Raw genomic sequence first — 7098 nt, forward strand, 5'->3', positions numbered from 1 at the left:
TTGGCTGGTCGACCGCTTGGGCCGCTCACGCTCGTCGCAAGGATGCAATGAAGCGGCTCAATTCAGCGGTCAACTCAGAACTGCTCTTGGACAGCGCCTGCGCCGACTGCAGGACGCCGCTTGCAGCTGTATCCGTGGTTGCGGCGCCATGGGCGACCTGGCTCATTCCGCTCGCAACCTCCGAGGTTCGCGCGGCGGTCTGCTGGATGTTGTGCGCAATCTCGCGCGTTGCCAACAGCTGCTGTTCAACAGACTCCGACACAGCACCCGAAATCTGCGAGATGCGGTCGATCGTTGCGCTAATGGAAACGATTTCAATCACCGATTTGCGGGCGACTGACTGCATCGAGCCGATTTGCGCGGCAATCTGCGAGGTGGCATCAGACGTCTGATCCGCCAAAGCCTTGACTTCCTGCGCGACCACCGCAAAGCCGGTGCCGTATTCGCCCGCACGTGCGGCTTCAATCGTGGCGTTGAGGGCAAGCAAGTTGGTCTGGCGTGCCACTTGCGCAATGAGTCGAACGACGTCGCCGATCCGTTCGGCCGCATCAGTGAGCTCGGATATCTGCCTGTCAGTCTGCGCCGCCTGGCGGACCGCCTCCAGCGCAATCTTCGAGGATTCCTGCACCTGCCGCCCAATTTCGGAGGCAGAGGTCATCATCTGTTCCGTCGCGGCAGCAATGAGCTGGATATTGGAAGAGGCGCTGTCGGATGCTGCCGAGACGTGGCTCGAAACGCCGGTCGTGTGCTTGGCCGACTGAGTAAGCCCAAGAGCCGCGCTTTCAAGCTGGCGGGAGGCGTTAGCCAGCGTCTGAATGACGTTACCGACGGCCGCCTCGAACGCATCAGCAAGCCGCTCTAGCTCCGCGCGGCTTCGCTCGCCCTGCAGGCGGTCGCGTTCCAACTGTTCGGCAAGGTCGCGCTCAGCCTTCAGGCGCATGCCCTGCTTGAAGTCCTCGACCGCCCGTCCCATGTCCCCGATCTCATCTTTACGATCAAGACCCGGCAGAACAATCTCGAACTGACCGGCACCAAGCTGACGCATCGCCACCGTCATACGTGAAATGGCACCGCCAATGCGATGGCCGAACAGCAGCGCAAACGTCGCGACCAGGCCCATCGCCCCAACCACCAGCCAAAACAGGAGATCGCGGGCATTTGCCGCGCGCAAGCCAGCCGCGGCGCTTCGGCGATCGGCTTCTGCAATTGCCTGTGCCAATGCCGGTCGATGGCTGCCATAAACCTTGGCAATATCCTCCATCTCCTCGTTCAGCGACTGCTGGACCAACATGAAGGCAGAAAATGCGGCTTGATAGGACTTGAGAAGCCTCTCAAGTTCGGGGCGAATACCCGGTGAGAGATCTGAGGTGGCCAGCAGCCCGGCGAATTCGGCGCCAGACTTGTCAAAATCCTGGCCGTATTTTTCTTCGCCGTGCAGCATGAAATCCTTTTCATACCCGCGCATCCTCTCCATGAGAACGGTCAACCTTGGCTGGTCGAGCTCGGCAAGCCGCCCTTCCAGCTGAAGCTCGGCCGTGCGCAGCCCGCCCTGGAGCCCCTCCTCGGCGTTAAAACCATGCGCGCGCTCGGCCGAGACGATGTTCTGAAAGCGAGCGGCGTAGAGGTCGATCCCGCTCCGCAGTCCGGAAGAGCTCTTGAGAGGATCGCCCTCAGGCAATCGCGCCGCAATGCCTTCGATGTCGCCGAGCATCGCCATTTCGTGCTTGAGCAGCTCGGCATGGCGCTCAATCATTGCCTCGTCGCGCCGACGCAGGAATTCGGTCGTCACATGTTGCGATTCCAGAAAGCTCTGGGAGAGCGCCGCAAACCGGTCACGGACGCGAGCGGCCTCGTCCGCATCACCCTGGACCTGCGCCGCGTGGTTCAGCCCGACCAGGCAGATCGCGCCGGTCGCAATGACCGCGATAATGCCAAGCAGGCCGATCTTTAATCGCAAGGAGGCACTGAATGTTCGGCTGGCCGGGATCTGCAGCTTGAGCAAGCGCCACAATGGGGTGCGTTTGAACGAGAGCGCGCGAAGTGCGAGAGCTGAGAACAATGCTTTCTTTCCTTAAATGGCGCATGGCTTGCCAATCCTGCGGCCGATGAAAAACTGTAAGACGTGAGACTATCACTCAACGCTAAACATGCCGCTGCCGTTTGTCGGCGACGGCCCAGCCAAGTCTAGGGCGAACTGGCAGACAGACCGATCTGCCAGGGGATTGGGTGCATTTGTGCTCGCCAAGGAGACCATCAGGACGAGCGCACAGGTCAGTTGGGGCTCATCATTCAAGTGGCTCGTTAGCGGCAGCATAGGGGGCCCACGGCGGCTCCACGCGAGGGAAGAACTCGGTTTTACGGGAACAGGCCGCGTGTTTCCTTGGCACCGCGAACACGCTCGACGCCTATTGCCATGGCCGCGGTGCGATTGAACAGATTTTCGCCTTTGCTTCGCGCCAGGACACGCTCGAAAGCACGATCCAGGAGTTGATACTCCCGGCGCATGACTTCCTCCTCCTCCCAGAACAATCGCTGAAGGTCCTGCACCCATTCAAAGTAACTGACGACAACACCTCCCGAATTGCAGAGAATATCGGGAATGACGAACACCTCGTCCTGGCGTCCTTCCAGAATTCGGTCAGCTTCCGGCGTGGTCGGTCCGTTGGCGCCTTCGGCAAGGATCCGGCAGCGCAGTTTAGCGGCCATTCCAGCGTCGACGACCCGTTCGACGGCAGCCGGAACAAGCACGTCGCACGGCACGGTCAGGATCTCCGCAGGATCCAGAGCGAGCTCATTGGAGTAGCCATCAAGGCTTCCTTGCGAGGCTGCGTGCCGGACCAGTTGTGGTATGTCGAGCCCACGAGGGCGGTAGAGCGCGCCGGTGTGATCGCTGACCGCGATCACTTTCACTCCCATGTTATGCAGCTCAAGCGCGGCGATCGAACCGACGTTTCCAAATCCTTGAACAACCGCCGTTGAGCCATTGAGACGGATTTTGAGCTCGTCTGCAGCGCGCCTGACCAGATGAGCCACACCCCGGCCTGTCGCTTCACGACGGCCGAGCGTTCCACCAGCGCTGACGGGCTTGCCCGTCACGATCTCGGTGACGGTTTGGCCCTGGTACATCGAATAAGTATCCATGAACCAGGCCATGATCTGCTCGTTCGTACCGAGGTCAGGAGCCATAACATCGGTGTGTGGCCCAACGAAGGGGATCATTTCCTGCATATAACGGCGCGAAAGCGCCTCAAGCTCGCGCTTCGACAAGGTCGAGGGGTCGACATTGATGCCGCCCTTGGCCCCGCCATACGGCAATCCGACCAGGGCACATTTCCAGCTCATCCAAATGGCGAGCGCTGCAACTTCGCCGAGGTCGACTGTGGGCGCGAACCTGGTGCCCCCTTTTGTCGGGCCAAGCGTCAAATGATGCTGTACCCGGTAGCCCTCGAACACCGCGGTGGTGCCATCATCCCGGTGAATTGGACACGATACTGTGACAGATCGCTTCGGCAACAACAGGCGCGGTCTCGCATCATCCGGTATGCTCAGGTAATTCGCGATCACCTCGAATTGCTTTACGGCCATCTCAAACACTGGCCCACGATATGCAGTCACGCTAGCTCCTCAAGCTGGATATGAAAAATTGAACGCTCATGCGTCGGGACGCTTTGGGCCCTGAACAGGTGATGCGATTTCGGGACGTGGAGATGGTCGCCGTTACCGCAAGAGCGCAGCTTGCGCTCACGCCGAATAGAGGACCAATGCCACGAAAGCGAGATTGACGAGGGCGGCCACGATCGCCAGCAACCAAGTAGTCGCAGGCGAAATGTCTGGAGTATCTTGCGAGTCTGGGATCCAAAGGGGCGGCGGCGGCATCTCAATGTCTCCGAAAGCTTGCATTGCAGTGGATCGAGCAAGCAAGATGAAATTGCCTCGTGGCCATCAGGCGAGCCAGTTGTTCAAATCTATGGCGCGGCCGCGCTGATCTTGATCAAGAGTAGAGAGGCTCTGAACCATGTTTAGCTCGTGGCGTTCACATCGCCTTGACGATGTTCTCGGTGACCTTCTTGGCGTCGCCGAGCAGCATCATGGTGTTGTCGCGGTAGAACAGGGGATTGTCGATGCCCGCATAGCCCGAGGCGAGCGAGCGCTTGATGAACATCACCGTGCCGGCCTTCCAGACCTGGAGCACCGGCATGCCGTAGATCGGCGAGGTCTTGTCCTCTTCCGCCGCAGGATTAGTGACGTCGTTGGCGCCGATCACGAAGGCGATGTCGGCCTGCGCGAACTCGGAGTTGATGTCCTCGAGCTCGAACACCTCGTCGTATGGCACGTTGGCTTCGGCGAGCAGCACGTTCATGTGGCCGGGCATGCGGCCGGCGACCGGGTGAATGGCGTATTTCACCTCGACGCCCTCCTTCTTCAGGATGTCGGCCATCTCGCGCAGCGCGTGCTGGGCCTGCGCCACCGCCATGCCGTAGCCGGGTACGATGATGACTTTGGAGGCGTTCTTCATGATGAACGCCGCATCGTCCGCCGAGCCGAGCTTGGCGGGCTTCTGCTCGCCCGTGCCGCCGCCGGCCGCGGCCGTCTCGCCGCCGAAGCCACCGAGGATGACCGAGATGAAGGACCGGTTCATCGCATGGCACATGATGTAGGACAGGATCGCGCCCGAGGAGCCGACCAGCGCGCCGGTGATGATCAGCGCGGAATTGCCGAGCGTGAAGCCGATGCCCGCGGCCGCCCAACCCGAATAGGAGTTCAGCATCGAGATCACGACCGGCATGTCGGCGCCGCCGATCGGGATGATCATGAGCACGCCGAGCAGAAGCGCCAGGATGACGTTGAGCCAGAAGAACACCGGGCTGCCGGTGACGACGAGGCCGACGATGCAGGCGACCAGCGCCACCGCAAGCGCGACGTTGATCACGTGGCGGGCCGGCAGGATGATCGGAGCGCCGCTCATGCGCGCCGAGAGCTTGAGGAATGCGATCACCGAGCCGGTGAAGGTCAGCGCGCCGATGGCGACGCCGAGCGACATTTCGACCAGGCTCTGGGTGTGGATATTGCCGGGCGTGCCGATGTCGAAAGCCTCGGGCGCGTAGAACGCGCCGGCGGCGACCAGCACCGCGGCCATGCCGACCAGCGAGTGGAAGGCGGCAACCAGCTCCGGCATCGACGTCATCGGCACGCGCCGGGCGATCACTGCGCCGATCGCAGCGCCGATCGCGATGCCGACGATCACCAGCACCCAGGCGAGCCCGTCGGCCGGCGGATGGTTGGCAAGCGTGGTGGCGACCGCGATCGCCATACCGATCATGCCGAACAAATTGCCCTGGCGCGACGAAGCCGGGCTCGACAACCCGCGCAGCGACAGGATGAACAGCACTCCCGCCACGAGATACAGAAATGCAGAGAGGTTGGCGCTCATCTCAGGTCCCCATTGATCCCATCAGCCCGAGGTGGCCGCTTACTTCGACTTCTTCTTGTACATCGCCAGCATGCGCTGGGTGACAAGGAAGCCGCCGAAGATGTTGATGCAGGCAAAGATCAGCGCGACAAAGCCGAAGGCACGGGCCCAGCCCGAGCCGCTCGAGACATTGGCGACGCCGCCGGCAAGCAGCGCGCCGACCACGATCACCGAGGAGATCGCGTTGGTCACGCTCATCAGCGGCGTGTGCAGCGCCGGCGTCACCGACCACACCACGAAATAGCCGACGAAGACGGCGAGGACGAAGATCGACAGCCGGAAGATGAAGGGGTCGACGACCTGTGCAGCGTGCTCCATGGAGATCTCTCCTTACGCCCAATTAAGCTGACTTGGGCTGGAAGTTCGGGTGGATGACGGCGCCGTCTTTCGTCAGCGCCGTGGCCTTGACCAGCTCGTCGTCCCAGTTCACGGCGAGCTTCTTCTCCTTCTTGTCGACCATGGTCTCGATGAAGGCGAACAGATTGCGGGCATAGAGGCCGGAGGCCGAGGCCGCCACGCGGCCGGCGACGTTGGTGTAGCCGACGATCTTGATGCCATCGAGGTCGACGACCTCGCCCGGCTTCGCACCTTCGACATTGCCGCCGCGTTCGACCGCGAGATCGACCAGCACCGAGCCCGGCTTCATCGACCTGACCATGTCGGCACTGACCAGCTTCGGCGCCGGACGGCCCGGAATCAGCGCGGTGGTGATGACGATGTCCTGCTTCTTGATGTGCTCGGCGGTTAGCGCGGCCTGCTTGGCCTGGTATTCCCTCGACATTTCCTTGGCGTAGCCGCCAGCGGTCTGCGCGTTCTTGAACTCCTCGTCCTCGACCGCGAGGAATTTCGCACCGAGCGACTCCACTTGCTCCTTCGTCGCGGGCCGGACGTCGGTCGCGGTCACGACGGCGCCGAGGCGGCGCGCGGTCGCGATCGCCTGGAGGCCCGCAACGCCGACGCCCATCACGAACACCTTGGCAGCGGGCACGGTGCCGGCCGCAGTCATCATCATCGGAAAGGCGCGGCCGAACGCCTCGGCGCCCTCGATTACGGCGCGGTAGCCGGCAAGGTTGGCCTGCGAGGACAGCACGTCCATCACCTGCGCACGGGTGATGCGCGGCATCAGTTCCATCGCGAAAGCGGCAATGCCGGCATCGGCCATCGTCTTCAGCGCGGCCTCGTTGCCGTAAGGATCCATGATGGCGATGACGAGTGCGCCGCGCTTGTACTGCGCAAGCTCGGAGGCCTCGGGACGCTTCACCTTGATGATGATGTCGGCATCCTTCAGCGCGTCAGCACTGACGGTGGCGCCCACGGCGGTGAATTCGGAATCCGGCAGGCCCGACTTGATGCCGGCGCCGGGCTCGACGGTGATCTCGGCGCCGAGCGCCTTGAACTTTTTCACCGTATCAGGCGAAGCGGCAACGCGCGGCTCCGACGGATCGATTTCCTTGGCAACGGCGATCTTCATGACACCTCCCGGCGAGCGCCGCCTGTCTTCGTACAGCAGTATTCCGAGCGCACCGGCCTGCAGAACGCCCGAATTGGTTCGTAGTGATGACTTGTTCGCACTGGATATAAGGCTCGTTTGGCAGACTCTATCAGATGCCCTGCGCCGTTCTTTGGGG

The 7098-nt window shown here is 62.0% G+C and carries 5 protein-coding genes; all 5 read right to left on the reverse strand.

Translation table 11 applies throughout. The features are described 5' to 3' along the window. Positions 1-25: 25 nt before the first annotated feature. On the reverse strand, positions 26-2059 hold the full coding sequence (locus tag I6F21_RS36220) for a HAMP domain-containing methyl-accepting chemotaxis protein (RefSeq protein ID WP_225184240.1): 2034 nt from the start codon (positions 2057-2059) through the stop codon (positions 26-28). Between the two features lie 296 nt (positions 2060-2355). Beyond that, positions 2356-3615, reverse strand: a complete 1260-nt coding sequence (locus tag I6F21_RS36225; protein ID WP_225184241.1) for a Glu/Leu/Phe/Val dehydrogenase — start codon at positions 3613-3615, stop codon at positions 2356-2358. Between the two features lie 418 nt (positions 3616-4033). After that, positions 4034-5431 (reverse strand): NAD(P)(+) transhydrogenase (Re/Si-specific) subunit beta, encoded by a 1398-nt coding sequence (locus I6F21_RS36230; RefSeq protein ID WP_225184242.1) that lies wholly within the window; start codon positions 5429-5431, stop codon positions 4034-4036. 39 nt (positions 5432-5470) lie between these two features. Further along, a complete protein-coding gene (locus tag I6F21_RS36235; protein WP_014492434.1) occupies positions 5471-5788 on the reverse strand; it encodes a proton-translocating transhydrogenase family protein in 318 nt (105 codons plus the stop codon). Between the two features lie 22 nt (positions 5789-5810). After that, entirely contained in the window at positions 5811-6941 is a 1131-nt protein-coding gene (locus tag I6F21_RS36240) for a Re/Si-specific NAD(P)(+) transhydrogenase subunit alpha (protein WP_225184243.1), read from the reverse strand. Positions 6942-7098: the final 157 nt, after the last annotated feature.

The sequence above is a fragment of the Bradyrhizobium sp. NBAIM03 genome (assembly GCF_020194055.1).
In the GTDB taxonomy this organism is placed as follows: domain Bacteria; phylum Pseudomonadota; class Alphaproteobacteria; order Rhizobiales; family Xanthobacteraceae; genus Bradyrhizobium; species Bradyrhizobium yuanmingense.

Bases quoted from the DNA above. Each gene is read 5' to 3' on its own strand.
- I6F21_RS36230 (WP_225184242.1), bottom strand. From the start codon at position 5,431: ATGAGCGCCAACCTCTCTGCATTTCTGTATCTCGTGGCGGGAGTGCTG.
- I6F21_RS36240 (WP_225184243.1), bottom strand. From the start codon at position 6,941: ATGAAGATCGCCGTTGCCAAGGAAATCGATCCGTCGGAGCCGCGCGTT.
- I6F21_RS36235 (WP_014492434.1), bottom strand. From the start codon at position 5,788: ATGGAGCACGCTGCACAGGTCGTCGACCCCTTCATCTTCCGGCTGTCG.